Source organism: Cognatiluteimonas lumbrici, from assembly GCF_006476065.1.
Taxonomy (GTDB): Bacteria; Pseudomonadota; Gammaproteobacteria; order Xanthomonadales; family Xanthomonadaceae; genus Cognatiluteimonas; species Cognatiluteimonas lumbrici.
This window is the reverse complement of the sequence record NZ_ML636798.1, coordinates 1418363-1443486: the sequence shown is the minus strand read 5'-3', so window position 1 is coordinate 1443486 and position 25124 is coordinate 1418363. Positions and strand designations below refer to the sequence as shown.

28 protein-coding genes and 2 pseudogenes are annotated in these 25124 nt (G+C 71.3%); 17 read left to right on the top strand and 13 right to left on the bottom strand.

Annotation, left to right across the window (positions count from 1 at the left end):
- Positions 1–15: 15 nt before the first annotated feature.
- On the bottom strand, positions 16–600 hold the full coding sequence (locus E4F25_RS06985) for a hypothetical protein (RefSeq protein ID WP_140909453.1): 585 nt from the start codon (positions 598–600) through the stop codon (positions 16–18).
- Between the two features lie 165 nt (positions 601–765).
- On the opposite strand from E4F25_RS06985, the gene E4F25_RS06980 reads away from it, so the two are divergent.
- The 8 genes from E4F25_RS06980 (at position 766) to E4F25_RS11470 (ending at position 6412) form a co-directional block, all read left to right on the top strand.
- Positions 766–1194, top strand: coding sequence for a DUF2231 domain-containing protein (locus E4F25_RS06980; protein WP_140909452.1), 429 nt, complete (start codon positions 766–768; stop codon positions 1192–1194).
- A complete protein-coding gene (locus tag E4F25_RS06975; protein WP_140909451.1) occupies positions 1191–2483 on the top strand; it encodes a PQQ-dependent sugar dehydrogenase in 1293 nt (430 codons plus the stop codon). Before E4F25_RS06980 ends, E4F25_RS06975 begins: the two co-directional genes overlap by 4 nt.
- Positions 2480–2929: a peptide-methionine (R)-S-oxide reductase MsrB gene (gene msrB, locus E4F25_RS06970; protein ID WP_140909450.1), complete on the top strand. Its 450-nt coding sequence runs from the start codon at positions 2480–2482 to the stop codon at positions 2927–2929. The genes E4F25_RS06975 and msrB overlap by 4 nt, the downstream gene beginning before the upstream one ends.
- Complete coding sequence (msrA, locus tag E4F25_RS06965; protein ID WP_342776928.1) at positions 2926–3426, top strand: peptide-methionine (S)-S-oxide reductase MsrA; 501 nt, start codon at positions 2926–2928, stop codon at positions 3424–3426. The genes msrB and msrA overlap by 4 nt, the downstream gene beginning before the upstream one ends.
- Positions 3423–3800, top strand: coding sequence for a hypothetical protein (locus E4F25_RS06960; RefSeq protein ID WP_140909448.1), 378 nt, complete (start codon positions 3423–3425; stop codon positions 3798–3800). The genes msrA and E4F25_RS06960 overlap by 4 nt, the downstream gene beginning before the upstream one ends.
- Positions 3797–4672: a DMT family transporter gene (locus E4F25_RS06955; protein ID WP_140909447.1), complete on the top strand. Its 876-nt coding sequence runs from the start codon at positions 3797–3799 to the stop codon at positions 4670–4672. Before E4F25_RS06960 ends, E4F25_RS06955 begins: the two co-directional genes overlap by 4 nt.
- A gap of 99 nt (positions 4673–4771) precedes the next feature.
- Complete coding sequence (locus E4F25_RS06950; RefSeq protein WP_140909446.1) at positions 4772–5356, top strand: DUF1579 domain-containing protein; 585 nt, start codon at positions 4772–4774, stop codon at positions 5354–5356.
- A 15-nt stretch (positions 5357–5371) separates the two neighbouring features.
- The gene (locus tag E4F25_RS11470) at positions 5372–6412 is read left to right on the top strand and encodes a DUF5671 domain-containing protein (protein ID WP_181168231.1); all 1041 of its coding nucleotides are present in this window, start codon (positions 5372–5374) and stop codon (positions 6410–6412) included.
- 15 nt (positions 6413–6427) lie between these two features.
- Here E4F25_RS11470 and E4F25_RS06940 read toward each other — a convergent pair whose 3' ends face one another.
- The 3 genes and pseudogenes from E4F25_RS06940 to E4F25_RS06930 all read right to left on the bottom strand — a co-directional run.
- Entirely contained in the window at positions 6428–8830 is a 2403-nt protein-coding gene (locus tag E4F25_RS06940) for a membrane-bound PQQ-dependent dehydrogenase, glucose/quinate/shikimate family (RefSeq protein WP_140909445.1), read from the bottom strand.
- 80 nt (positions 8831–8910) lie between these two features.
- Entirely contained in the window at positions 8911–9327 is a 417-nt protein-coding gene (locus E4F25_RS06935) for a hypothetical protein (RefSeq protein WP_140909444.1), read from the bottom strand.
- Between the two features lie 89 nt (positions 9328–9416).
- Positions 9417–10367, bottom strand: a pseudogene (locus E4F25_RS06930) (mechanosensitive ion channel family protein); the annotation flags it as partial.
- A gap of 193 nt (positions 10368–10560) precedes the next feature.
- On the opposite strand from E4F25_RS06930, the pseudogene E4F25_RS06925 reads away from it, so the two are divergent.
- Positions 10561–11646: pseudogene (locus E4F25_RS06925) on the top strand (PAS domain-containing sensor histidine kinase); the annotation flags it as partial.
- Between the two features lie 7 nt (positions 11647–11653).
- On the opposite strand, the gene E4F25_RS06920 reads toward E4F25_RS06925, so the two are convergent.
- Positions 11654–12061: an RcnB family protein gene (locus tag E4F25_RS06920; RefSeq protein ID WP_140909441.1), complete on the bottom strand. Its 408-nt coding sequence runs from the start codon at positions 12059–12061 to the stop codon at positions 11654–11656.
- 185 nt (positions 12062–12246) lie between these two features.
- Between E4F25_RS06920 and E4F25_RS06915 the strand changes: the two genes are divergently transcribed.
- Complete coding sequence (locus tag E4F25_RS06915) at positions 12247–13188, top strand: OmpA family protein (RefSeq protein ID WP_181168230.1); 942 nt, start codon at positions 12247–12249, stop codon at positions 13186–13188.
- Positions 13189–13206: 18 nt separating this feature from the next.
- On the opposite strand, the gene E4F25_RS06910 is transcribed toward E4F25_RS06915, so the two are convergent.
- Positions 13207–14070: a DNA ligase gene (locus E4F25_RS06910; protein WP_140909439.1), complete on the bottom strand. Its 864-nt coding sequence runs from the start codon at positions 14068–14070 to the stop codon at positions 13207–13209.
- A 125-nt stretch (positions 14071–14195) separates the two neighbouring features.
- Here E4F25_RS06910 and E4F25_RS06905 point away from each other — a divergent pair, with 125 nt between their 5' ends.
- A complete protein-coding gene (locus E4F25_RS06905; protein WP_140909438.1) occupies positions 14196–14429 on the top strand; it encodes a hypothetical protein in 234 nt (77 codons plus the stop codon).
- Positions 14430–14436: 7 nt separating this feature from the next.
- On the opposite strand, the gene E4F25_RS06900 is transcribed toward E4F25_RS06905, so the two are convergent.
- Entirely contained in the window at positions 14437–14721 is a 285-nt protein-coding gene (locus E4F25_RS06900; RefSeq protein WP_140909437.1) for a DUF4031 domain-containing protein, read from the bottom strand.
- A complete protein-coding gene (locus tag E4F25_RS06895; protein ID WP_140909436.1) occupies positions 14721–15005 on the bottom strand; it encodes a DUF3297 family protein in 285 nt (94 codons plus the stop codon). Before E4F25_RS06895 ends, E4F25_RS06900 begins: the two co-directional genes overlap by 1 nt.
- 56 nt (positions 15006–15061) lie before the next feature.
- Here E4F25_RS06895 and treF point away from each other — a divergent pair, with 56 nt between their 5' ends.
- Entirely contained in the window at positions 15062–16666 is a 1605-nt protein-coding gene (gene treF, locus E4F25_RS06890) for an alpha,alpha-trehalase TreF (RefSeq protein ID WP_140909435.1), read from the top strand.
- Between the two features lie 19 nt (positions 16667–16685).
- Positions 16686–17882, top strand: a complete 1197-nt coding sequence (locus E4F25_RS06885) for an EAL domain-containing protein (RefSeq protein ID WP_181168229.1) — start codon at positions 16686–16688, stop codon at positions 17880–17882.
- Between the two features lie 77 nt (positions 17883–17959).
- Here the strand turns inward: E4F25_RS06885 and E4F25_RS06880 are convergent, their stop codons facing one another.
- A complete protein-coding gene (locus tag E4F25_RS06880) occupies positions 17960–18304 on the bottom strand; it encodes a DUF3247 family protein (protein WP_140909433.1) in 345 nt (114 codons plus the stop codon).
- Positions 18301–18564, bottom strand: a complete 264-nt coding sequence (locus E4F25_RS06875; RefSeq protein ID WP_140910365.1) for a hypothetical protein — start codon at positions 18562–18564, stop codon at positions 18301–18303. The genes E4F25_RS06880 and E4F25_RS06875 overlap by 4 nt, the downstream gene beginning before the upstream one ends.
- Before the next feature lie 93 nt (positions 18565–18657).
- On the opposite strand from E4F25_RS06875, the gene E4F25_RS06870 reads away from it, so the two are divergent.
- Positions 18658–19713 (top strand): class I SAM-dependent methyltransferase, encoded by a 1056-nt coding sequence (locus E4F25_RS06870; protein WP_140909432.1) that lies wholly within the window; start codon positions 18658–18660, stop codon positions 19711–19713.
- A gap of 8 nt (positions 19714–19721) precedes the next feature.
- Positions 19722–20426: a pseudouridine synthase gene (locus E4F25_RS06865; RefSeq protein WP_140909431.1), complete on the top strand. Its 705-nt coding sequence runs from the start codon at positions 19722–19724 to the stop codon at positions 20424–20426.
- Between the two features lie 90 nt (positions 20427–20516).
- Here E4F25_RS06865 and E4F25_RS06860 read toward each other — a convergent pair whose 3' ends face one another.
- A complete protein-coding gene (locus tag E4F25_RS06860) occupies positions 20517–21053 on the bottom strand; it encodes a DUF1415 domain-containing protein (protein ID WP_140909430.1) in 537 nt (178 codons plus the stop codon).
- Between the two features lie 94 nt (positions 21054–21147).
- Between E4F25_RS06860 and E4F25_RS06855 the strand changes: the two genes are divergently transcribed.
- On the top strand, positions 21148–22005 hold the full coding sequence (locus tag E4F25_RS06855; RefSeq protein ID WP_140910364.1) for a DMT family transporter: 858 nt from the start codon (positions 21148–21150) through the stop codon (positions 22003–22005).
- Here the strand turns inward: E4F25_RS06855 and E4F25_RS06850 are convergent.
- A complete protein-coding gene (locus E4F25_RS06850; protein ID WP_140909429.1) occupies positions 21990–22733 on the bottom strand; it encodes a DNA-formamidopyrimidine glycosylase family protein in 744 nt (247 codons plus the stop codon). The two genes, E4F25_RS06855 and E4F25_RS06850, sit on opposite strands and share 16 nt — an antisense overlap.
- 51 nt (positions 22734–22784) lie before the next feature.
- Positions 22785–23447: an OmpW/AlkL family protein gene (locus E4F25_RS06845; RefSeq protein WP_246069804.1), complete on the bottom strand. Its 663-nt coding sequence runs from the start codon at positions 23445–23447 to the stop codon at positions 22785–22787.
- A 68-nt stretch (positions 23448–23515) separates the two neighbouring features.
- On the opposite strand from E4F25_RS06845, the gene E4F25_RS06840 reads away from it, so the two are divergent.
- On the top strand, positions 23516–25114 hold the full coding sequence (locus E4F25_RS06840) for a dihydrolipoyllysine-residue acetyltransferase (protein WP_407062827.1): 1599 nt from the start codon (positions 23516–23518) through the stop codon (positions 25112–25114).
- The last annotated feature ends 10 nt before the right edge of the window (positions 25115–25124 follow it).

The window sequence follows — 25124 nt, the reverse complement described above, 5'->3', positions numbered from 1 at the left end:
GCGGCGTTCCGGCGGCTACCAGTTCGGGATGACCTCCGGGCACGGCGAGCCGGCGGCGTCCATCGCCTGCAGCATCGCCGCCATCTGCGCGGCGTAGGCGTCGGCCTCCGGCGGGTTGGACATGCTGCGCTTGAGCGCGACCGCGGCGCAGGCCGCCCACGACTGGACGTTGTCCGGATCGCTCTCGATCATCGCCGAGTACTGTTCGGCCAGTGCCTCGTAGTGGTCGGTGGTGCCGGCATCGAGCTCGACCGGCGTCGCCGCGCCACCCATCCGCACCAGCCGCGTCGGCGCGCCGTCCACGTACGGCTTGAACGCCTCGATGGTGTTGGCGTCGATGACGCGGATGCCGTAGGTGGCGTCGGTGTTCGGGTTGTAGAAGTGGTAGCTGCCGTCGGCCTGGAGCGCATACTCCGACCGCTTGTTCGGCTCGACCACCACCAGGCTGTCGCCGGACTGCTCGACCGTGATCATGTAGCTGCCGCCCTCGACCATGTAGGTGCCGCTGGCCCCCGACTGCGCGGCGACGGCCGCGGACCCGAACAGGCACAGCAGGCCGAACACGGCCGTCGCGAAACCGCGCAACTTCGCTCGCATCATCTGGATTCCCCTGGTGGTGGCCCCGGCTCCGTGCCGGCGTCCGGGCGCATCTTGGCGCATGTCCAAAGCCGCCGCCAGAGGGTGCGCGGGGCGTCCACGCCCCCTGCCGGCCGCCGGTGCTATGTTCGGCGGGACCCTTTCCGGTCCACTGTCCAGGAGCACACCATGGCAGTCCCGTACGACCGCGTGCCGGTGCGCACGCTGCATCCGATCAACGCGATCTTCCTCGCCGCCACCATCCCGCTGTTCCTGGGGGCGCTGCTGAGCGACATCGCGTACTACAGGACCTACGAGATCCAGTGGAACAACTTCGCCTCCTGGCTGCTCGCCGGCGGACTGGTGGTCGGTGCGCTGGCGGTGCTCGCGGCGCTGTTCGCGCTGTTCGGCCGCACACCGCGGCGCGGCAGCACGACCCTGTACTTCGTGCTGGTGCTGGCGGCCTGGATCGTCGGCCTGGTCAGCGCCTTCCACCACGCCCGCGACGCCTGGGCGACCATGCCCGCAGGGCTGTGGCTGACCCTGGTGGCGACGGCGCTCGCCTGCGCCGCCAAGTGGATCGCTTTCTCCGGCCTGCGCATGGGAGGGACGCCATGAAGCGCACGAACATCCTTGCCCTGGCCGTGGCGGCGGGCCTGCTCGCCGGTTGCTCCGGCGGCGACGCGCCGGAACTCGACCAGTACGGGCCGAATCCGGAACTGCCGGAACCGAGCCGCGGCTTCCTGCCCAACATGACCATCGCCGAGCCGGCGGAGTGGGGCGACCGGCGCCCGACCGTGCCGGAGGGCTACACCATCACCGCGATCGCGACCGACCTGCTGATCCCGCGGCAGACCCTGGTGCTGCCCAACGGCGACATCCTGGTGGCCGAGGGCCGCGGCGGCAACGCGCCCAAGCTCAAGCCCAAGGACGTGATCGCCGGCATCATCAAGGCGCAGGGCAACACCAAGGTGCAGAGCGGCAACCGCCTGACCCTGCTGCGCGACGCCGACGGCGACGGCACCTACGAGCTGAAGACGGTGTTCGCCGAGAACCTCAACGCGCCGTATGGGCTGGCGCTGGTCGGCAACGCGCTGTACGTGGCCAACCAGGACGCGCTGGTGCGCTTCGACTACAGCGTCGGCCAGACCCAGGCCGCGGGCGCGCCGGTGAAGGTCACCGACCTGCCCTCGGAGATCAACCACCACTGGACCAAGGCGCTCGCGGCGAGCGCGGACGGCAGCCGCCTGTACGTCGGCATCGGCTCCAACAGCAACGCCTCCGAGCGCGGCATGACCGTCGAGGCCAACCGCGCGGTGGTGTGGGAGATCGACCCGGCCACCGGCATGCACCGCACCTACGCCACCGGCCTGCGCAACCCGACCGCGCTCGCGATCCAGCCCGGCACCGGGCAGCTCTGGGCAGTGGTCAACGAGCGCGACGAGATCGGCCCAAACCTGGTGCCCGACTACCTGACCTCGGTGCGCGAGGGCGCGTTCTACGGCTGGCCGTACAGCTACTGGGGCCAGAACGTGGACGAGCGGGTGCGGCCGCAGGATCCGGAGAAGGTCGCCTCGGCGATCGCGCCCGACTACGCGCTCGGCTCGCACGTGGCCGCGCTCGGCCTGGACTTCTCGGACGGCGCGATGGGCGGCCGCTTCGCCGAGGGTGCCTTCATCGGCGAGCACGGCAGCTGGAACCGCGCGCCGCCGGTGGGCTACAAGGTGGTGTTCGTGCCGTTCCGCAACGGCCGCCCGGCCGGCGATCCGATCGACTTCGTGTCCGGCTTCCGCGGCGAGGACGGCAAGACCCGCGGCCGCCCGGTGGGCGTCACCGTGGACCCGCGCGGCGCGCTGATCGTCGCCGACGACCTGTCCAACACGATCTGGCGGGTGGTGCCGGAATGACTTCCTGGCGCAAGGACCCGGAAGCGATCGCGCGGCTGACGCCGGAGCAGTACCGGGTGACCCAGGAGGCCGGGACCGAGCGTCCCGGCACCGGCGAGTATTTGCATGAGCACCGTCCGGGAATCTACGTGGACATCGTCTCGGGCGAGCCGCTGTTCGCCTCGTCCGACAAGTTCGACGCGCATTGCGGCTGGCCCAGCTTCACCCGGCCGCTGGAGCCGGCCCACGTGCGCGAGTTGCGCGACACCAGCCACGGCATGATCCGCACCGAGGTCCGCTCGACCCACGGCGACAGCCACCTGGGCCACGTGTTCCCGGATGGTCCCCCTGAACGCGGCGGCCTGCGATACTGCATCAATTCGGCGTCGCTGCGCTTCATCCCCCGCGAACGGATGGAGGAGGAGGGCTACGGCGCATGGCTCGACCAGGTGGAGGAACAAGGGTGACGACCGAACGCGCGCTGCTGGCGGGTGGCTGCTTCTGGGGCATGCAGGAACTGGTGCGGGCGATGCCGGGCGTGGTGTCCACGCGCGTCGGCTACTCCGGCGGCGACGTGCCCAACGCCACCTATCGCAACCACGGCACCCACGCGGAGACGCTCGAGGTCGTGTTCGATCCCGGCAAGCTGTCCTTCCGCGAGCTGCTGGAGTTCTTCTTCCAGATCCACGATCCGTCGACGGTGAACCGCCAGGGCAACGACATCGGCATGTCGTACCGCTCGGCGATCTTCTACACCACGCCCGAGCAGAAGCGGGTGGCCGAGGACACCATCGCCGACGTCGACGCCTCCGGCCTGTGGCCGGGCAAGGTCGTGACCGAAGTGCAGCCGGCCGGCGACTTCTGGGAGGCCGAGCCCGAGCACCAGGACTACCTGCAGAAGTTCCCCGAGGGTTATACCTGCCACTTCCCGCGCCCGGACTGGAAGCTGCCGCACCGCCAATGAAGGACCTGGACATCGCTTTCGACGAACCCGGCGACGGCCTGCTGCGCGTCCGGGTCCGCGGGCTGCGCGACCTCGACCAGACCATCGGCTACTGGGAAGCCATCCTCGCGCGGGTCGCGGACAGGCGGCCGCGTGGCCTGCTGGTGGTGGACGAACTCACCGGCGAGGACCTCTCGGCCTCGGAGTGGAAGCTGCTGGTGGAGAAGATGGCCGGCCGCGGGCTCGAGGGCATCCGGATCGCGCACGCCAAGGCCTTCGACCTCGACCAGATCAACTACTGCGAGGCCTACGCCAACGAGGCGGGGCTGACCTCGCGCACCTTCCGCAGCGAGGAAGAGGCCTTGGCCTGGCTGCGCGACCCGGCGGCCGGATGAGCGACGCCAGACGCAGTGCGCTCGCGATGCTGGCCCTGCTCAGCGTCATCTGGAGCTACAACTGGGTGGTGATGAAGCAGGTCCTGCAGTGGAGCGGACCGTTCGAATTCGCCGCCTGGCGCGCCGGCATCGGCACCGTGGTGCTGTTCGCGATCCTGCTGTGGCGGCGCGAGCCGCTGCGGCCGCCGCCGTGGCTGCCGGTGCTGCTGATCGGCGCGGCGCAGACGCTCGGCTTCCAGGCGCTGGTGCAGTGGGCATTGGTGGACGGCGGCGCCGGCAAGACCGCGATGCTGGCCTACACCATGCCGTTCTGGGTGGTGGGCGTGGCCTGGGTGGTGCTGCGCGTGCGCCCGTCGCGGGTGCATTCGATCGCTTCGGGCATCGCGTTCGCCGGGATGTTGCTGATGCTGGAGCCGTGGCAGGGGCTGGGTTCGCTGCCGAGCGCGCTGCTGGCCATCGGCGGCGGCCTGTGCTGGGCGATCGGCACCGTGCTGAGCAAACGGTTGTTCATGCAGGGCGAGGCGCGCGTGCTCTCGCTGAGCGCCTGGCAGATGCTGGTCGGCACGATCGGGCTGGTGCTGGTGGCGCTGCTGGTGGACGAGCCGGCGGTGCAGTGGACGCCGGGCTTCGTGGCGGCGGTGCTCTACAACGGCGTGCTCGCCTCCGGGCTGGCCTGGCTGCTGTGGTCCACGATCGTCGACCGCCTGCCGACCACCGCCGCGGGGCTGTCCAGCCTGGTGGTGCCGATCATGGGCGTGCTGTTCGCCTGGGCGCTGCTGGGCGAGGCGCCGTCGCCGGCCGAGTGGGCCGGGATCGGCCTGATGGCGCTTGCCCTGGCCGGGGTCGGCTTCTGGCGGATGCAGGCCGACTGAGGCCGGCGGCCGCTTGCCGCGGCGCGGCATGACAGCCCCCGGGGGAGTGGCCGTAGGATCGCGCCACCGCCGGCCCCCGGCCCCATCGAAGGTGACGTCATGAACAAGGTTTGCATGCTGCAGGCCGCGCTGGCCTGCCTGTTGCTGTTCCCGCTGGCGGCGCCGGCGCAGGACGAGGCGATGATGGCGGCGTGGGAAGCCGCGGCGACGCCCGGCCCGCAGCACGCGCAGCTCGCCGAGCACTTCGCCGGCAGCTGGGACACGAAGATGACGGTGTGGATGGACCCGGTGACGCCGCCACTGGTGGAAACCGGGCGCGCCACCAGCGCGACCGAGCTCGGCGGCCGCCACGTGCGCATGGAGTTCCGCGGCAGCTTCATGGGCGGCCCGTTCGAGGGCATCGGCAGCACCGGCTACGACAACGTGCGCGGGCAATACGTGTCCACCTGGAAGGACAACATGTCCACGGCGGTGATGCTGAGCTACGGCGACTACGATCCGGCCACCGCGACCTATACCTTCCGCGGCGAGATGCCCGATCCGCTCAACGCTGGCGCCCTGGTGCCGATCCGTGAGACGGTGCGGATCGTGGACAACGACCATCACGTGATGGAGATGTTCGAGACCCGCGACGGCGCCGAGACCCGGACCATGCGCATCGAGTTCACGCGCGCGTCGCAATAACCGCGAGGAGACGGCATGTCGGCAGCGACCGAGGACCTGGAACGTTTCGTCCGCGAGGCCCTGGTGCAGGGGCAGTCGCGGCCCGCGATCGAGGCGGCGCTGGTCGCCGCCGGCTGGCCGGCGGAGCAGGTGCGCGAGGCGCTGGCGGCGTACGCCGAGGTGCCGTTCCCGGTGCCGGTGCCGCGCCCGCGCCCCTACCTGTCGGCGCGCGAGGCCTTCCTGTACCTGGTGATGTTCGCCAGCCTGTACGTGTGGGCGATCCAGCTCGGCAGCCTGCTGTTCGACCTGGTCAACCACTGGCTGCCCGACCCGGCCGACCCGCCGTGGACGCGGCAGTGGCAGGGCCGCTCGATGCGCTGGGCGGTGGCCTCGATCCTGATCGCCTTCCCGCTGTTCCTGTACGTCTCGCGGCTGCTGTCGCGGGAGATGGCCGACAGCCCGGTGCAGCGGTTGTCGGTGGTGCGGCGCTGGCTCACCTACATGACCCTGTTCCTGGCCGCCGGCGTGCTGGTCGGCGACCTGATCACGCTGGTCTACAACGTGCTCGGCGGCGAGCTCACGCTGCGCTTCCTGCTGAAGGTGCTGATCGTCGCCGCGCTGGCCGGAGGCGTGTTCTGGTTCTACCTGCGCGAGCGCTTCGGGCGCGAGCTGGCGATCGTGGCCGCGGTGGTGGTCGCGGCGGCGCTGGTGGCAGCCTTCCTGGTGATGCGCTCGCCCTCGGTCGAGCGCGCGGTGACGCTGGACCAGCGCCGGGTACAGGACCTGCAGCGGATCGGTCATGCGGTGGATGCCTGGTACCGGGTGCACGACGCGTTGCCGGCCGACCTGGCGGCGGTCGCGAAGCAACCGGGAAGTACGGTGCCGACCGCGGATCCAGGCAGCGGCACGACCTACGAGTACCTCCCGGGCGAAGGCCGCGACTACCGCCTCTGCGCGACGTTCGAGACCGACACCGCGGAGACCGGCGAGGGCAACCGCTACCCGTCGCCCGCGGCGCAGGACTGGGACCACCCCGCCGGATACCACTGCTTCGCGCGCGAGGCGGCCGCGCGCTGAGCCGCGGCCGCGCGGTTACTGGTCGCGCCGTGGCAACGCGTAGGCGATCAGCGCATCGCCGCGCGGCGTCTCCATGAAGTGGTGGCCACCGGCCATGATCACCAGGTATTCGCGGCCGTCGATGGCGTACACCATCGGCGTGGCCTGTCCGCCGGCCGGCAGCGCGTCGCTCCACACGGTCTCGCCCGTGTCGATGTCGATCGCGCGGATCAGGTCGTCGGTGGCGGCGGCGATGAACACCAGGCCGCTGGCGGTGATCACGGCGCCGCCGTTGTTTGGCGTGCCGATCTCGATCGGCAGCATCGAGGGGATGCCGAACGGACCGTTCCTGCGCGCGGTGCCGAACGGGCGATCCCACAAGGTGCGCCCGGTGGCCAGTTCCATGGCGCGGATGCCGCCGTAGGGCGGCTGCTTGCACAGCAGGCCGGTGACCTCCATGCGCCAGCCGGCGTTGACGTCCACCGCGTACGGGGCGCCGGCCTGCGGGTCGCCCGCGCCCTCGGCACCGCCCATGTCGCCGCGCGCCTCGCTGCGGGGCGCCCAGCCCATCTCGTCCGCCTTCGCACGCGGCACCAGGGTGACGTAGTTGGGCATGTCGTTGTAGTTGGCGACGATGATCCCCCGGCGCGGATCGATCGCGATGCCGCCCCAGTCGGTGCCGCCGTTGTAGCCGGGGTACTGCACCGAGTGGCCGCCGGTGACCGGCGGGGTGTAGAAGCCGTCGTAGCTGGCGTTGGCGAACTGGATCCGGCAGATCATCTGGTCAATCGGGGTCAGGCCCCACATGTCGCGCTCGGTCAGGTCGCGCTTGCGCAGCGTGTGGTAGGTCGAATGCGGCTGGGTCGCGGTGCGCTGCGCCGGCTCGACGCCACCCTGCGGCGCCGGGCGCTCCTCGACCCCGACCAGCGGTTCGCCGGTGCGCCGGTCGAGCACGTAGATGTCGCCCTGCTTGCTCGGCAGCACGATCGCGGGCACGCGGCCGCCGGCGGTCGGGAAGTCCACCAGCGAGCCCTGTCCGCCGAGGTCGTAGTCCCACACGTCCATGTGCACGGTCTGGAAGTGCCAGCGCGGCTTGCCCGTGGCCACGTCGAGCGCGACCAGCGAGGTGGCGTAGCGGTTCTCCTCCGCGCTGCGCGTGGCGCTGAGGTAGTCGACCGCCGAGTTGCCCATCGGCAGGTACACCAGGCCGAGCTGCTCGTCGGCGCTGGCGATGGTCCACATGTTCGGCGTGCCGCGGGTGAACACCTCGCCGTCCGGCGGCGCGCCGGTCCAGTCGGGGTGGGTCATGTCCCAGGCCCAGCGCAGCTCGCCGGTCTCCGCGTCGAACCCCTGGATCACGCCGGAGGGCGCGTCGAGCTTCTGCCCGTCCAGCACCTGGTGGCCGGTGACGATCACGCCGCGCACCACCACCGGCGGCGAGGTGATCGAGACCATGCCCGGATACACCGGGCCCATGCCTTCGGTGATCGAGACCTGGCCGTTGTCGCCGAAGCCCGCGCAGGGGAGGCCGGTGCGGGCGTCCACCACCACCAGGCGGCCGTCGAGCGTGCCCTCGACGATGCGCGTGGCGCAGGTGGCATCGGCGCCGGTGGCCGCGACCGTGTAGTAGGCGACGCCTCGGCAGGCTGCGGTGTACGGGATGTACTCGTCCTGCACTTGCGGATCGTGCTTCCACTTCTGCTCGCCGGTCCGGGCGTCGAGCGCGAACAGGATGTTGCGCGCGCTGCACAGGTAGAGCGTGTCGCCGACCTTGAGCGGCGTGGTCTCCGCGCCCCAACGGGTGTCGGGCAGGTCGCCGGTATGGAACACCCAGGCGCGCTCGAGCCGGTGCACGTTGCTGCGGTCGATCTGCGCGAGCGGCGTGTAGCGCAATGCGTCGTAGCCGCGCCCGTAGGCCAGCCAGTCGCCGTCGGCCTGGGGCGTGATCGAGCTCGGCGTACCGGGCGTGGACGACGCCTGTGGCAGCGGCCCCTTGGCCGGGGTGACGCCGTAGGGCACGAAGGCCAGCGCGAAGGCGAGCACGAACATCCCGACCAGGGCGACGGCTAGCCCCCGCGACGCGCCACGGGTGAAGCGCCCGGGCAGCCGCCACTGCGCCAGTGCCACCAGGATGCCCAGCGCGACGAACAGGCCGACCCGCGGCACCCAGCGCCAGTAGTCGAGCCCGCTCTCCCAGGCCGTCCACAGGAAAGTGCCGGCAAGCACCCCCCAGTACCACCACGCCCCGGCCGCGCGACCGCGCGCCAGCAGCACGCCCGACACCAGCAGGCCAAGGCCGGCGGGGAGGTAGTACCAGGAGCCCCCTGCGGCCAGCAGCACGCCGCCGCCGATGGCGAGGGTGAGCCCCGCCAACGAGATGATCACTCCGAGCAGGGTGATCCAGGGGTGGGCGCGCCTGCCCGGAGTCTCGTTCGCCATGACCGTTCCCTGATCGTGTTCATGATCATGGTGGTGGGCGCCTTGTTAGCGTTGCGCGAAACGCGCGGTCGAACGTTCGGTCAATCGCCTTCGGGCGCCCCGGCCAGCGGCTCGCTCGCCGGCGTGCGCGGCTTGCTTCGCGACGCAGGCGGATCGAGGCGGAACGCGGCGCTGACCTGGATTTCCTGCGTGGCGGCGGCCGGTTCGAGCGGCAGGGAGGCGTCCCCGCCGGCCGCGCCCGCGGCAGGTTCCGGGCGGTCCGCATTCTCCTTCAGCGCCGCGATCATGAGCGACATCACCCGTCCGAACGCGCTGCGCGGCTGTCCGTCATCGGAGATCTCCGGCGTCGCCTCCGTCACCGACGCGGTCGCGTCGCTGCGCTCCGGCGCCGGCTGCGCCTGCTGCGCAAGGCACGCCGGCGAGAGGACGGCGAGCAACGCCAGCGCGCCGGGAAGCAGGCAGCGGGGGCAGGCTCGAGGGGCGTCAATGGCGTCCATGTGCGCAGGCTATGGCGCCCGGCTTGGAATCTCCGTGAAACACCGCTGGCGGCGCTGAATCGGTGCTGACCCCGCGGTCGCTGGCGTGATCACGACGTGGAGGCTGGTTCGCCGGGAGCCGGCGCCGCCGCGTCGGCTTCGTTGACGTCCTCCGCGCCCGGCGAGGCGGTCTGGCCGGCGACCTTGCCCGCTTCGTCCTGGAGCGTGCGCAGGGTTTCCCGGTGGTCCTCGCCCTGGCCACCGGCGGCGCGCGCCATGTCCACCCGCAGCCGCGGCAGCGCATCCGGGTGCGCGCAGGCCAGGTATTCGATCATGCGTTCGCGGACGGCACAGCGCAGGTCGAACAGCTCGCCGGAGTTGCGCGCGCTCACCAGCAGCCGCACCTGAATCGTGGTTTCGGCGGTTTCGGTGACCTGGGCGACGCAGACCCGGCCATCCCAGCGCGGGTCGGTCTCGCAGATGCGCTCCAGCGCCTCGCGCACATCGGCCATGGGCGTGCGGTAGTCCAGCCACAGGAACGCAGTGCCGAGCAGCTGCGAGGTGGTGCGGGTCCAGTTCTCGAACGGGTTTTCGATGAACCACTGCAGCGGCACCACCAGCCGGCGCTCGTCCCAGATGCGGACCACCACGTTGGTGCTGTTGATCTCCTCCACCCGGCCCCATTCGCCGGCCACGATCACCACGTCGTCGAGCCGGATTGGCTGCGCCAGCGCGATCTGCAGGCCGGCGATCAGGTTGCCGAACACCGGCCTGGCGGCGATGCCCGCAACCAGCCCCACCAGCCCGGCCGAGGCGAGCAGCGTGGTACCGAGCTCGCGCACCGCCGGGAAGGTCATCAACGCCAGCGCCAGTGCGACCAGGATCACCGCGCCCTGCGCGACCCGGCTGATCACCCGCGCCTGGGTCTGGATCCGGCGTGCCAGAAGGTTGTCGGCGACGTCCACCGGATACTCGCGCAGCACCCGACGCTCCAGCGCGCGGATCGCGCGCAGGGCAAGCCAGGCAAGCACCAGGAGCACGCCGATCGTGGCCAGGTGCCGAGGCCAGTCGCTGCTGGTGGACCATTCAGGCATCCTTCGCAAGGGTGCCGCACCGGGCGTGAAGGACAGTGCCACGCCCCGCGTGCTTCAATGACTGCAGACAGGAGGGGGCATGCACGCAGGTCGCACTACCGGCGAGCCACAGGGCGAGCATTCGCGCTGGGTTGCGCGCGACATCGACTCGAAGCTGGACGAGCGGCATTTCCGCTTGCTGGTGGAGACCGTGCGCGACTACGCGATCTTCCTGCTCGACACCCGGGGCCGGGTCGCGAGCTGGAACGCCGGCGCCGAGCAGATCAAGGGGTACAAGGCCAGGGAGATCGTCGGCAAGCACTTCTCGCTGTTCTATCCGCAGGAAGTGCGTGACAGCGGCTGGCCCGAACAGGAGCTCGAGATCGCGCTGCGCGAGGGTCGCATGCGCGACGAAGGCTGGCGCCTGCGCCGCGACGGCAGCCGTTTCTGGGCCAGCGTGGTGATCACCGCGCTGCGCGACGAGGATGGCCAGCACATCGGTTTCGCCAAGGTCACGCGCGACCTCACCGAGGTGCGCCGGGTCAAGGCGCTGGAGGACGAGGGCCGGCGAATGACCACCTTCCTGGCGATGCTCGGGCACGAACTGCGCAACCCGCTGGCGCCGATCGCGAATGCGGTGTCGGTGATGCAGCTCGAGAAGATCGAATCCGAGAACCTGCGCCGCTGCCGCGACATCATCGCGCGCCAGCTCGCGCAGATGACGCGGCTGGTCAACGACCTGCTCGACGTCGGTCGCATCACCAGCGGCAAGGTGCGCCTGGAAATGTCCGAAGTGGACCTGGCGAACAGCCTGCACGAGGCGGTGGAGATGGCGGAACCGCTGGCGCTGGCCCGCTCGCAACTGCTGACGGTGGAAACCGGGGGCGGCGAGGTGCCGGTGCGCGGCGACCATGCGCGCCTGGTGCAGGTGTTCAGCAACCTGCTCAACAACGCGGTGAAGTTCACTCCGGAAGGCGGGTCGATCAGCGCCTCGCTTCGCGTGGTCGACGAGAACGCGGAGGTGTCGGTGAAGGACAACGGCCCCGGCATCCCGCCGGCGCGGCTCGCGGACATCTTCAACCTGTTCGTGCAGGGGGAGGAGCAGCCCGAGCACCTGGGGACGGGGCTCGGGCTCGGGCTGAGCCTGGTGCAGCAGCTGGTGGTGCTGCACGGTGGCGACGTGGGCGCGTTCAGCGCCGGCGTCCCGGGCAAGGGCTCGGAGTTCGTGGTGCGGCTGCCTTTGCTCCGGGACGCGGATCCGGCCTAGGCGTGGATCAGTAGCCGAGCACCTGCGAGATGATGCCGGTGGCGACCTGCACCAGCAGGAACTCGTCGCTGTCGCGGTACGGACGCACCCAGCGGTAGCCGCGCGGCGGCGCGCTCAGGCGATAGGCGCGGTAGTCGGTCACGTAGTAGCGCGGCTCCAGGTAAACGACCGGGAGACGGTCGCCGCGGCGCCACTGCTGCTTGTACCAGCCCAGGTGGCGGCCGTTGTCGTGGCCGTTGCGCTTCCAGTGCTTGTGCTTGCCGTGCTTGTGGTGCTTGCCGCGGTCGTGGTGGCCGCGGTCCTGCCAGCCATGGCGGTCGCCGCGCCAGTCGCGGTCCGGGGAGGGCGCTGCGAAGGCCGGCGAGGCCGACAGCATCAGGCCGGCGATGGCGGTGGTCAGCAACAGGCGTTTCATCGTGTGCCTCCTTCTTCTTCTAGCTACGTCCGGTCTTGCGGACTCGGCCCGATCCTAGGCAGGCCCGGATGAACCGGGCTGGTACGCCGCCGGAACCGTTCATTCGGCTGCGGTACAGTTCCGCTGGCACGACCGCGCCCCGCTCCGCGTTGGGTCGGGGAGTCCCATGGATCACGGAGGTTTCCATGTTGCGCACCCGCCTGTTTCGTCCGGGCCTGCTCCACGCCGGAGCGCTTGCCCCGTTCCTCGTCTTACTGTTCCTCGTCGGGCTGTCCCCGGCGCTCGCGGCCGAGCTGCCGCCATTCCCGTTCTTCGACACCCCCGAGGGGCTGCAGTCCGCGTATCGCGAGGGCGAGCGCGAGATCCCCTACGAGGCCCACTACTTCATGCAGGGCGACACGCCGGTGCTGGTCGAGGGGCGGATCTTCCGCGACAAGTTCAACCTCGCCGGCAGCGGCCGCAAGTATTCGGCGACCGAGTTCCACCGCAACTACCAGAACGCGATCGAGGCACTCGGCGGCAAGCGCATCAGCACCAGCCAGTACACCCGCGAGGTGGTGGCCAAGGCCGGCGGGCGCCAGGCGCTCGAGCAGCACCTGTTCGGCGCGGTGGCGATCCCCGACTACCGGCACGAGAGCTACCTGCTCACCGCGCCCGGCAGGGAGTACTGGATCGAGGTCAGCACCGGCGCGATCCCGCTGCATGGCTACGTCGTGGTGCTGGAGCGCAAGGCGATGGAACAGTCGCTCGGCTTCCTCGACGCGGCGCAGATGAAGCAGGCGCTGGACAGGGACGGTCGCGTGGCGCTGCACGTCAACTTCGACACCGACAAGGCCACGCTGCGCGCGGACGCGCAGCCGGTGATCGCCGAGGTCGCGAAGCTGCTCGAGGACGACCCCGCCCTGCGCCTGTCCATCGAAGGCCACACCGACAACACCGGCGGCGCGGAACACAACCTGCAGTTGTCCACGGCGCGCGCACGCGCGGTGCTCGGGGCGCTGGTCGGGCTCGGCGTCGATCCGGCGCGCTTGCAGTCGCGCGGCTTCGGCCAGGACAAGCCGGTCGCCGACAACGGCACGGAAGAAGGGCGCGCGCAGAACCGCCGCGTGGAGCTGGTCCGGCTGTGATTCGTCCCGGCCCGGCGCTCAGTGCGCCGGGTCCGCGGGTGGCACCAGGTACCGCACGTGCAGGAAGCGGGCGAAGCGTGGAATGCCGGAACTGCTGGTCCCGTTGTAGCGATAGGTGATGGTGCTGCCGACCGGCGGCGGATCCGCGCGCTGCGCGTCGCTGAAGCCGGTGCCGATGCGGAAGCGCAGTCCGTCGGGGCGTTCGACCACCAGCGCGCCGAGCATGCCGGCGTACTTGCCACGGCCCACGGTGTGCGCGACTACCCGCGCCTCGGCATCCTGGTAGAGCTTGTACTTGAGCAGGCTGGTGCTGCGGCCGGCGTGGTAAAGCGCGTCCACGTGGTGCAGCACCAGGCCCTCGCCACCGGCGGCGACCACCGCATCGAGCCGGTCATCGAGGGTAGCGATGTCGGGAACGCGGAACTGCTCCACGGCCTGGAGCCAGGGAATTCCGACCGCCGGCACCAGGGCGCGCATGTGCCGCACGCGCTGGCCGAACGGTGCCGGATCGCGCGGCAGGTCGAAGACCATGAACCGGATCCGGCGCCAGGCGGCATCGCCGGCGCTGCGGCCGGCGCGCACCGTGCCGCTGGTTTCCTCGAACCGGCCGCGCCCGGCCCACAGTTCGCCGTCCATCGGTACGTTGGGCCACTCGGAGGTGAACCAGTAGGGAGCTTCCACCACCATGCCGCCACGCGTCAGCAGCCGGCGCCCGTCCCAGCGTGCCCGGACGCCGTCCAGCTTCTCGCTGACGTAGTAGTCGGCGACCTCCAGGTCGGCGTGATAGGCCACCGGGAGCATCACCCGTGGCGGCTCCGCGGCGGGCGCGGAAACGGCGGAGCCGAGCAGGGCCGCCAGCAGCAGTGCATGCAGTCCGTTCATGCAGCCAGCGTCGCACCGCCAGTGCCTGCAATCCGTCGGCCCGGCCAGCGATCCCGTGTCGGTTTTTGCCGCTCCGTGGACGTCCGCCGTGAGAGGGTCGGCACGGATCCACCAGGAGCACGGACATGGCGAACGCAACCGAGCGCGGCAGCGGCGAGGCCAGCGGCAAGCACCAGGGCATGTACCGCCCCGACGGGCAGCGCGAGGTCGACGAGAAGCTGGAGAACGTCGGCCTCGGAGACCGTGGCGAGTCGATGGAGGACCACCTGCGCGACAAGCGCGGCAACGGGGTCGCGGGCGAATACGACGATGCGACCGAGGCCTCCGGCGACCGCAAGGGCATCGCGCGGGGCGACTAGCGCCGGGTCAGGGTGCCTCGCCGCGGCCCTGGGCGCGCGCGTTGCGGATCACCGCGCGCACCAGTTCGCGATCGCGGTGGCGCGAGATCGGCACCGCGCCGAATTCGATCGCCAGCAGACGCAACTCGCTGGTGACGTCGTAGTGCGCGCCGCTGGTGCGGTTCTGGAAGGCGCGCGGGGGGATCCCCAGCCGCGCGGCCATCGCGTGCAGTTCCGGCAAGGTGTCGGCCATCAGATGGGCCCAGCGGCGGCCGCGCCAGAGCGTGACCGCGTCGTCCACGTAGACCGCCATCAGGCCCCGGCGCCGGCCTCGCCCGCGTCGGCACCCTCGCTGGCCTGCTCGTCGAGCAGGTAGGGCTCGACCTGGCCCTTGAGTTTCATCGTCATCGGGTTGCCGCGGCGGTCGAGGGACTTGCCGACGACCACGCGGATCCAGCCCTCGCTGATGCAGTACTCCTCGACGTTGGTGCGCTCCTGGCCGTTGAAGCGGATGCCGACGCCACGCTCCAGCAGGGCGGCGTCGTGGTGCGGGCTGCGCGGGTCGAGGGACAGGCGGTCGGGGAGTGTCGTGCTCATGCGCCAAGGATAAGCGATCACGGGCGTGCCATCCCGGGGTCCCTAGAATCGTCGTGATGAGGGACGAACCGGACAACGCCGCCCGGGTCGCGGACGTCGCCCCGGCCGATCCGCTCAGCCCGGCGGAGCGTTACGGCGAACTGTTCGTGGCGGTGCAGTGCGGGCGGGTGTTCGCCGACAGCAAGGTGTTCGTGGATTGCCTGCCGGTGCGCGAGCCCGACACGATCCTCGAGGAGTACCGCGTGCGCAAGGACGGCAAGGACTTCGACCTCGCACGCTTCGTCGCTGCCCACTTCGAGACCACCCACCCGCCCCCGAGCGACTACGTGTCCGACCCGGACCAGCCGCTGGCCGCGCACATCGACAACCTGTGGGACGTGCTCACGCGGCATCCCCGGCAGCACCGGCCGTATTCGTCGCTGTTGCCGCTGCCACGGCCCTACGTGGTCCCGGGCGGGCGCTTCGGCGAGCTGTACTACTGGGACTCCTACTTCACGATGCTGGGCCTCGCCGAGAGCGGGCGCCACGACCTGCTGCGCGCGATGGCCGACAACTTCGCCTGGCTGATCGACTGCTACGGCCACGTGCCGAACGGCAATCGCAGCTACTACCTGAGCCGCTCGCAGCCGCCGGTGTTCGCGCTGATGGTGGAGCTGTTCGAGGTCCACGGCGTGAGCGAGGCGGTCCGCTACCTGCCGCGGCTGCGCCGCGAGCATGCGTTCTGGATGGAGGGAAGCGAAGGGCTGGAGCCCGGCGAGGCGCGGCGCCACTGCGCCTGCATGCCCGACGGCAGCGTGCTCAACCGTTACTGGGACGAGCTCGCCCGGCCGCGCGAGGAGGAGTATCTGGAGGACGTCACCACCGCGGCCAGCCAGTCGGCGCGACCGGCCGAAGCGGTGTATCGGGACCTGCGCGCGGCCGCGGCCTCCGGCTGGGACTTCAGCTCGCGCTGGTTCGACGCCGGCGAGGAACTGTCGGCCACGCGCACCACCAGCATCGTGCCGGTGGACCTCAACGCGTTCCTGTTCGCGCTCGAGGAGCAGATCGCGGACCTCTCGCGGAAGTCCGGCGACGAGGCCACCGCCGCGCACTTCGGGCGCCTGTGCCGCGCGCGTGCCGAGGCCATCGAGCGCTGGCTCTGGGACGACCGCGCCGGCGCCTACTTCGACTACGACCTGCTGCGCGACGGCATCCGCAGCCATCGCCTGTGCGCGGCCGCGGCGACGCCGTTGTTCACCGGCATCGCCAGCCGGGAGCGCGCGCTGCGCACCGCCGGCACCTTGCGCGAGCGGCTGCTGCAGCACGGCGGCATGGGCACCACCGAGGTCGACAGCGCCGAACAGTGGGACGCGCCCAATGGTTGGGCGCCGTTGCAGTGGATGACGGTGGCCGGTTGCCGGCGCTACGGGCTCGACGCGCTCGCCGACGAGATCAGGCATCGCTGGCTGGGGACCGTGGGCAGTCTCTACGCACGCGAATCCAAGCTGGTGGAGAAGTACGTGCTGGCGCCGACCGGCGACGGCGCGATCGGCGGCGGCGGCGGCGAATACCCGCTGCAGGACGGGTTTGGCTGGACCAACGGCGTCACCCGCCGGATGTTGCGCGATGCGCCGGGCGACCCCGCGCACCGCGCGCGCGCGGGGCGGCTACACTCCGGCTGACACCACGACAGGGGCTGGCATGGCGATCCGGCGCGAGCTGTTCGCGGGCGAAGTGTTGTACCGGCAGGGGGAGCCGACCGACTGCGCATGGCTGGTCGAGCGCGGGCAGGTCGAGCTGGTCGCGGTGCACGGGCGCCGGACCACGCGCCACGGGGTGTTCGGGCCGGGCGAGCTGATCGGCGAGATCGGCCTGCTCGACGGCGCGCCGCACAGCGCGACCGCGACCGCGGTCGGGGACGCGGTGCTGATGTCGGTGGAGCGGGAGCAGTTCGTCGAGCGCCTCAACGGTGCCGACCCGATCCTGCGCACGCTGGTGGACAGCCTGCTCGGGCGCATCCGCAGCCTGGTCGCGACCTTGCCGCAGGACGTGCCGCTGCCGCCTGCCGACGTGCCCGCTGACGACCCGGTCGAGCGCATCGGGATCGACAAGATGCGTCTGGAGGCGCAGCTGCGCGACGCGCTGCGCTCGGGCACGCTGGACGTGCGCTACCAACCGATCTACGACATCGCCGCCGCGCGGGTCGGCGGCTACGAGGCCCTGGTGCGCTGGGAACTGCCCGGCCGCGGCGCGGTGTCGCCGGCGGAGTTCATCCGCCTGGCCGAGGAGACCTCGCTGATCGTGCCGGTGGGCGAGTACGTGCTCGACCGCGTGCTCGAGGTGCTGGTGGCGCTGCGCGACGCCGGCGCCGATCCGCTGCCGTCGATCGCGGTCAACCTGTCGGCGCGGCAGCTGGTCGAGCCGGGGATGGCGCAGCAGGTGGTGGCGCGGGTACGCAGCGCCGAGTTGCCGGCCGGCGCGCTCAAGCTCGAGGTCACCGAGAGCCGCATGCTCGACTACGCGCCTGTGGCGGCGGTGATGGCGCACTGCCGCGCGCACGGGCTGCCGTTCGCGCTGGACGATTTCGGCACCGGCTATTCCAACCTGACCCACCTGCACGCGCTCGACTTCGAGTTCATCAAGGTGGACCAGGCCTTCGCCCGGCACATGTTCGATTCGCCGCGCGCGATGGCGATGGTCGAGGCGATCGTGGCGATGGCGCACGCGCTCGGCGCGCAGGTGATCTGCGAGGGCGTGGAGACGCGCGAGCAGCTCCAGCGGCTGCGCGAGCTGGGCGTCGAGCACGCCCAGGGCTACCTCATCGGCAAGGCGGTCGAGGCGGCCGCCGTGCTCTCGGGCGAGGCCGCCCGCGAAGGCGCCGACGCCGCCCGCCTGTAGGAGCGGCGCTGGCGCCGCGACCGGGGAAAAGCTCGCCGCCATGGCGGCTCCCACGGGTCGCGGCGCCAGCGCCGCTCCTACAGGGCCTTCGCCGGGGCGTTGGGGTCGGGGGGGCGGTGGCCGTCGGGGGGCTCGGGCGGGGACGGGTTGGGCAGGTGCTCGACGAAGGCGACCTCGTCCAGCCACAGGTAGCGCTCGCCGCCGCCGTCGGTCTCGACCTTGACCACGCCGTTGAGGCCTTCGTTGCCCTCGGGGTCGAAGAAGCTCTGCACCGTGGGCTGCGGACTGACGATGCCGCGGATCCACTCGCCGCCGTCGGTGCGCAGCGCGATCCGGGCGTCCTGCTCCAGCCGGTCGCACAGCGATTCCATGCGGTCGATCACCGCCTGGTCGCCGTGCACCCGGGGCGCCGACCGGCTCATGCCGGCGGCGCTCCCGGGGTGGCCTCGAAGCGGCGCGCGTAGTCGCGCTCTTCGGAAACGCGCCGGACCACCTCGTCGGCGAGGTCCGGCGCGGCGTACACCGCGTAGGCGATGTCGCCGTCGCTGTCGCGACCGACGTGGTGGAGGTTGTAGCGCGAGAGCCCGGAGCCGGTGTTCTCCGGGTAGTGCGCCGGCGGCGTATCGCACGCCATGTCCAGTTCGCTGTTGTCCACGGTCCCGCCGACGAACAATGCCCGCATCTTGGTCTCGCCTGGTGTGGCCATGGCCCCATGCTGGACGCTTCGATGTTGAGGGCGGGTCAAGCACGGGTGAGCGGAAAGTAGAATCGCCGGATGCGCCCTTCCGATCCCGCCCTCGATGCCCTGCTGCTGCCGCTGCGCGATGGCGTCGTGGCCTGGCCACGGGCAGGCGGCGCCTTGTTCATCGGGGCACGCGCGGGCGCCGCGCTGCACGCGCTGCCCATGCCCGGACTGGTGTGCGTGCAGCCGCTGAAGCCCGAGGCCGAGGCGCTGGAGCGTGCCGGGTTCGAGGTCGCGGTGGAGGCGCCCGCGGGCCGCTTCCCGCTGGTGCTGCTGCTGCCCTCGCGCCAGCGCGAGCAGGCGCGGGCGCAGTTCGCGCGCGCGCTGCAGCGGCTGGCGCCGGGCGGGGTGCTGCTGGCGGCGATGCCCAACCGCGAGGGCGCGAAGTCGGGCGAGGCCGACCTGGTCCGGCTGGCCGGACCGATGCAGGTGCTGTCCAAGCACCATTGCCGCGTCTTCTGGACCGCGCCGCTCGCGGCTCCCGCGGACCCGGCGCTGGTGGAAGCCTGGAGCGGGCTGGACGCGCCGCGCCGGATCGGGGATGCGCGCGTCCCCGGCGGCGGCTTCCTGAGCCGGCCCGGGGTGTTCGCCTGGGATCGCGTGGACGCGGCCTCGCTGCTGCTCGCCGGACACCTGCCGCCGGACCTGGGCGGGCGCGTCGCCGACCTCGGCGCGGGGTGGGGCTATCTCGCCGGCCAGGTGCTCGAGCGCTGCCCGAACGTCACCGCGATCGACCTCTACGAGGCCGATGCGAACGCGCTGGCGCTCGCGCGCGCCAACCTCGAGGCCTGGGGCGCGAATGTCCCGACGGCATTCCACTGGCACGACGTCGCCGCCGGCCTGCCGGCGCGCTACGACGCGATCGTCACCAACCCGCCCTTCCATGGCGCCGGGCGCGAGGAGCGTCCCGATCTCGGGCGCGCCTTCATCGCCGCGGCCGCGGCGGCGCTGCAGCCGGGCGGACGGCTGTGGCTGGTGGCCAACCGACACCTGCCGTACGAGGCCGCGCTCGGCGCCGGCTTCGGCAGCGTGCGCGAGGTCGCCGCGCGCGACGGCTTCAAGGTGGTCGAAGCGGTGCGCGCGCGGTGAGCGGGCCGGTGAAGCTGGTGAAGCTGCTGGCCAACCTCGGCTACGGCAGCCGCAAGGAGGTCGCGCGCATGTTCCGCGAGGGCCGCGTCACCGACGCCGCAGGCGAGGTGCTGTACGCCGACGACCAGGTCGCGCACGCCGACGTGCGCGTGGACGGCGAACCGCTCGACCCGGCGCCGGGCCTGGTGCTGATGCTGCACAAGCCGGTCGGCTACACCTGCTCCACGCGCGACCCCGGACGCATCGTCTACGACCTGCTGCCGCCGCGCTTCCGCCTGCGCAAGCCGCTGCTGTCCACCGTTGGCCGCCTCGACCGCGACACCAGCGGCCTCCTGCTGATGACCGACGACGGCGCGCTGCTGCACCGGATCGTGTCGCCGAAGACGAAGCTGCCCAAGACCTACGAAGCGACCCTGGCCGAGGACCTGCGCGGCGACGAGGCCGCGCTCTTCGCCAGCGGCACGCTGATGCTGGAATCCGAGGACACCCCGCTGGCGCCCGCCCGCCTGGAGCCGCTCGGGCCTCGCCGCGCGCGCCTGGTGCTGACCGAAGGCCGCTACCACCAGGTCCGCCGCATGTTCGCCGCCACCGGCAACCACGTCACCGCCCTCCACCGCCCCCAGGTCGGCAACCTCACCCTCGGCGACCTCCCTCCCGGCGACTGGCGCCTCCTCGACGACCATGACCTCGCCGCGCTTTTCAACAGCAATTAGCCACAGATTTCACAGATAAAAAAAGGATTTGGTCGTCGCGGCGCCCAATTTGCCGCGAAACCAATCCTTTTCAATCTGTGGAATCTGTGGCTAAAAAAGCTTTTGCCAGCCGTCGCGGCCGAGGGTGCGGAGGGTCTGGATGTTGCGGTCGGTGATGGCGCTGGGGTCGGGGTAGGCGGCGACGGCGCGGGCGACGCTGTCTTCGCGCAGCAGGTGCAGGGTCGGGTGCGGCGAGCGGTTGGTGTGGTTCCCGATGTCGTCCGGGTGGCTGTCGGCGAACCGGTAGTCGGGGTGGAAGCTCGCGACTTGCAGCACGCCCTCGAGGTCCAGCTCGGCCACCAGCGCGTCGGCGGCTTCGAGGAAGTCGTTGTAGTCGAGGAAGTCGCCCAGCACCCCGGGATGCACGATCAGCGTCGTGTCCACCTCCTCGGGCGGTGTGTCGCGCAGGTGCAGCAGTTCCCGGCCGAGGTCCTCCAGCAGCGCCTCGGGCGTGGTGGCCTCGCTCAGCACGTAGCGGACCTGGCCCCTGGCCTGCACCGCCTTGGCGAACGGGCACAGGTTGAGGCCGATCACCGCGCGCTCGACCCAGCGGCGGGTGGCTTCGATCGGGTCGTCGGGCATGGTCATCGCCGCCAGCTTGCCGCATCCTCCGGCGATGGACCATCCCCGCGACACCGCGTCCGAAGAGAGGACCCGCCGCCAGCGCCGCGCGATGCTGCTGATGCTCGCGTGCGTGCTGGTGTTCTGCCTGATGGACGCGGCGCTCAAGGCGCTGGTCGCGCACTACCCGCCGTTCCAGGTCGCGGCCCTGCGCGGGGCGTCGTCCCTGCCGTGGCTGCTGGCGTGGGCGGCGGCGACCACCGGCCTGCGCCCGCTGCTGCGCGCGCGCTGGTCGCTGCACCTGCTGCGCGGCGCCATCGGCGTGATGATGATGGCCACCTTCGTGTACGCGCTGCAGACCCTGCCGCTGTCCACCGCCTACACGATCTTCTTCGTCGCGCCGCTGCTGATCACCGCGCTGTCGGTGCCGATGCTGCGCGAGCACGTCGGACCGCGGCGCTGGACCGCGATCGCGGCCGGCTTCCTCGGCGTGCTGGTGGTGCTGCGGCCGGGCGGGGAGGGCCTGCTCAGCATGGCCGGCCTGGCGGTGCTGCTGGCCGCGCTCGGCTACGCGGTGTCCGCGATCACCGTGCGCATCCTCGCGCGCACCGACTCGACCCAGTCCATGGTGGTGTGGCTGATGGTGTTCCTGGCGCTCGGCGCCGGCGCGCTCGCGCTTCCGGAGTGGCGTGAGATCCGGGGCGAACATGCGTGGCTGGTGGTCGGGCTCGGCGTGGCCGGCGCGCTCGGGCAGTACCTGATCACCGAGGCGTTCCGGCTCGGCGAGGCGTCGCTGCTGGCGCCGCTGGAGTACACGGCGCTGGTCTGGGGCGTGCTGCTGGACGTGGCCCTGTGGGGCGTGCTGCCGCGGCCGGTGACCTGGCTCGGCGCGGCGATCATCATCGCCAGCGGCCTGTACCTGTTCCGCCGCGAGCGCGTGCTCGAAACCGGCAGCGCGGCTGCTCAGGAGGAGCCGTAGCGCTTCTGGCAGGCCTCGCAGAAGAACGCCCGCCGCCGGGCGCGGCCGAGCTCCTTGCGGTAGGACAGGCGGGTGCCGTCGCGCGGGCAGTGGGTCTTGGTATGCACCTGGTAGTGCTTCTTGAGCACGAACGCCTTCTTCCACTCGAGGAAGTCGAAGCTGTACTCGCGCGCCTGCTTCACCAGTTCGATCTGCTTGCGCGGCGGCAGCGCGCCGACCTCGCTCTCGGGGTGCACGCGGATCCGCCAGAGCACCTCGTTCTTGATGATGTTGCCGACCCCAGCGAACCATTCCTGGTCGAGCAGCGCGTCGGCCGCGAGCACGTGCGGGCTCTCGCGCAGGCGTTTGCGTGCCCGCGCCGGGTCCCAGGCGTCGGCCATCACGTCCAGCGACCAGTCGTAGTGGTCGTCCAGCTCGCCTTCGAGGAACTGCACCGAGCAGGCGTAGAGGTCGAGCCGGCCGTTGTCGAACTCGAGCGTGAGCCGCGGCGAGCCGCCGGGCTTCGGGTCGTCCACGCGCGAGCGCCCGAACAGCAGGAAGTGCACGCGCAGCGCGAAGCCGTCGAACGGCAGTAGGAAGTGCTTGCCCCAACTGCAGACGTCGCGCACCACCAGCCCCTGCATGCGCGCGATGTCCTGGCGGCTGTTGCCGGAGACCTTCCGGACGGTCTTGCCGGCGAACTTCGCCGCCTGTTCCTTGAGGATGACGATGGAAGGGCCCTCGGGCATGGCACCAAGCTAGCGATGCCTGCCGCGAGGGCCCGTGAACCGTGGGGGCGGTTAGAACCGCACGCCCACGCCGACGCCGATCACCACGGGGTTGAGGTCGGCGTTGCCGGCCGGCTCGCCGTCCACTTCGATGTCGGAGTCGCCGTGCAGGTAGCGCAGGTCGGCCCGCGCGAAGGCCTTGTCGGTGAAGTTGAGGTCCACGCCGACCGTGGCCATCGGGCCGCTCGCGGTACCGACGCCGATGTGGTTGTCGGCATAGGGACCGATGGAGTCCTGGTCCTCGTCGCTGTAGTTGGACTGGTAGTAGCCCAGGCCGACGAACGGACGGATGGTCTCGTTGCCGTCGCGGAAGTGGTACTGCGCGCTCAACGCCCACGGCTGCGAACTGACCGTGGCGACCTTGCCGTCGGCGCCGGTGGTCACGCGGTGGTCGAACTTGCTCACCGCGCCCCAGCCTTCGATGGCGACGTTCTCGTTGAGGTACCAGCTTGCGCTGAGGGTGCCGGCGCCCGAGCCGTCGAACTCGGCGTCGGCGCCATCGAGGGTGGCGTCGCCGGTGGGCTCCTGGTGTGCGTAGCCGCCGACGATCGCGAAGCGCTTGCCGGCGGCGCCGGTGTCCTGCGCGAAGGCCGGGGCCGCGGCCATGCCGCCGGCCAGGGCCAGCGCGATGGCGGGGACGATCATCCGGTTGCGGGGGGAGGGAATGGCATGCATGCGGATCTCCTCGTAATTATTGGAAACGCCCCTGGGGAGTAGGGCGACGCCACCGTATCGGGGCGCAACTGAACGACGCGTCCCCCGCGCACCGGACCCGGTGGAACTTCCGGCGGGTTCCACGCGTCGCACGCGCGCTCGCGGGCGGGCGGGGTTCACGCCCCGGGGACGCTGCTGTAGCCCGGCTGAGCGAAGCGCGCCACAATAGAAGGTCCCCACCGTTCGCCCGAGGGTCCCTGATGGCCGAGTTGAAGGAAGCGCGCGTCCCCGATATCGGCGGCTACGACGACGTGCCGGTGATCGAGGTGCTGGTCGCGGTCGGCGATACCGTTGCCAAGGACCAGGGCCTGGTCACGCTGGAGAGCGAGAAGGCCACGATGGAAGTGCCCGCGCCGTTCGCCGGCGTGGTCAAGGAAGTCCGGGTCGCGGTGGACGACAAGGTCTCCGAGGGCGCCGTGGTCGCGGTGATCGAGGCCGAGGCCGGCGGCAGTGGCGGCGACGGTGAGGGCGCCAAGGCCGAGGCGCCGGCCGCGGCGGAGCCCGAGGCCGGGCCGGCAAGGCGGGCGCAGCCGGAGGACCCGCAGGAGCGCGTGCGCCCCGCCGAGGAGCCGAACGAGACCGAGCCCGCGCATGTGGCCGCGAAGCCCGACAAGCTCGCCCAGGCGAGCATGTCGGCGCAGGGCCGCGGCCCGGCCAACCCGCCGGTCCGCTTCGAGGCCGAGGCGGTAGCCCCGGGCAAGGTCCCCTACGCCAGCCCCGCGGTGCGCCTGTTCGCGCGCGAGCTCGGCGTGGAACTGTCGCAGGTGAGCGGCAGCGGCCGCGGCGGCCGCATCGGCAAGGACGACGTGCAGCAGTTCGTGAAGTCGACGATGCAGGGCGGCGGCAAGGCCGCGCGCGCCGGTGGCGGCGGCGGGCTCGATCTCCTGCCGTGGCCGAAGGTGGATTTCTCGAAGTTCGGCGAGGTGGAGACGCGCGAACTCTCGCGCATCCAGAAGCTGTCCGGCGCCAACCTCGCGCGCAACTGGGCGATGATCCCGCACGTCACCCAGCACGACGACGCCGACATCACCGAGCTCGAGGCGCTGCGGGTGGCGCTCAACGAGGAGAACGCCAAGGCCATTGCCAAGGGCGGCGCGGCGAAGCTCACGCTGCTGGCATTCCTGATCAAGGCCAGCGTCGCCGCGCTGCAGAAGTATCCGCAGTTCAACAGCTCGCTCGAGGCCGACGGCGAGCACCTGGTGCTGAAGAAGTACTACAACATCGGTTTCGCCGCGGATACGCCGAACGGCCTGGTGGTGCCGGTGGTGCGCGATGTCGACCGCAAGGGCGTGCTGGAGATCGCCGCCGAGACCGCCGAGCTGGCGGCGAAGGCGCGCGACGACAAGCTGGGCCCGGCGGAGATGCAGGGCGGCTGCTTCACCATCAGTTCGCTGGGCGGCATCGGCGGGACCAAGTTCACGCCGATCGTCAACGCGCCGGAAGTCGCGATTCTCGGCGTGTCGAAGTCGGCGATGCGCCCGGTGTGGGATGGCAGCGCGTTCCAGCCGCGGCTGGTGCTGCCGCTGTCGCTGAGCTACGACCACCGCGTGATCGACGGCGCCGCCGCCGCGCGCTTCACCGCCTACCTGGCGCAGCTGCTCGGCGACATGCGCCGCGCGCTGCTGTAAGGGGGCACGC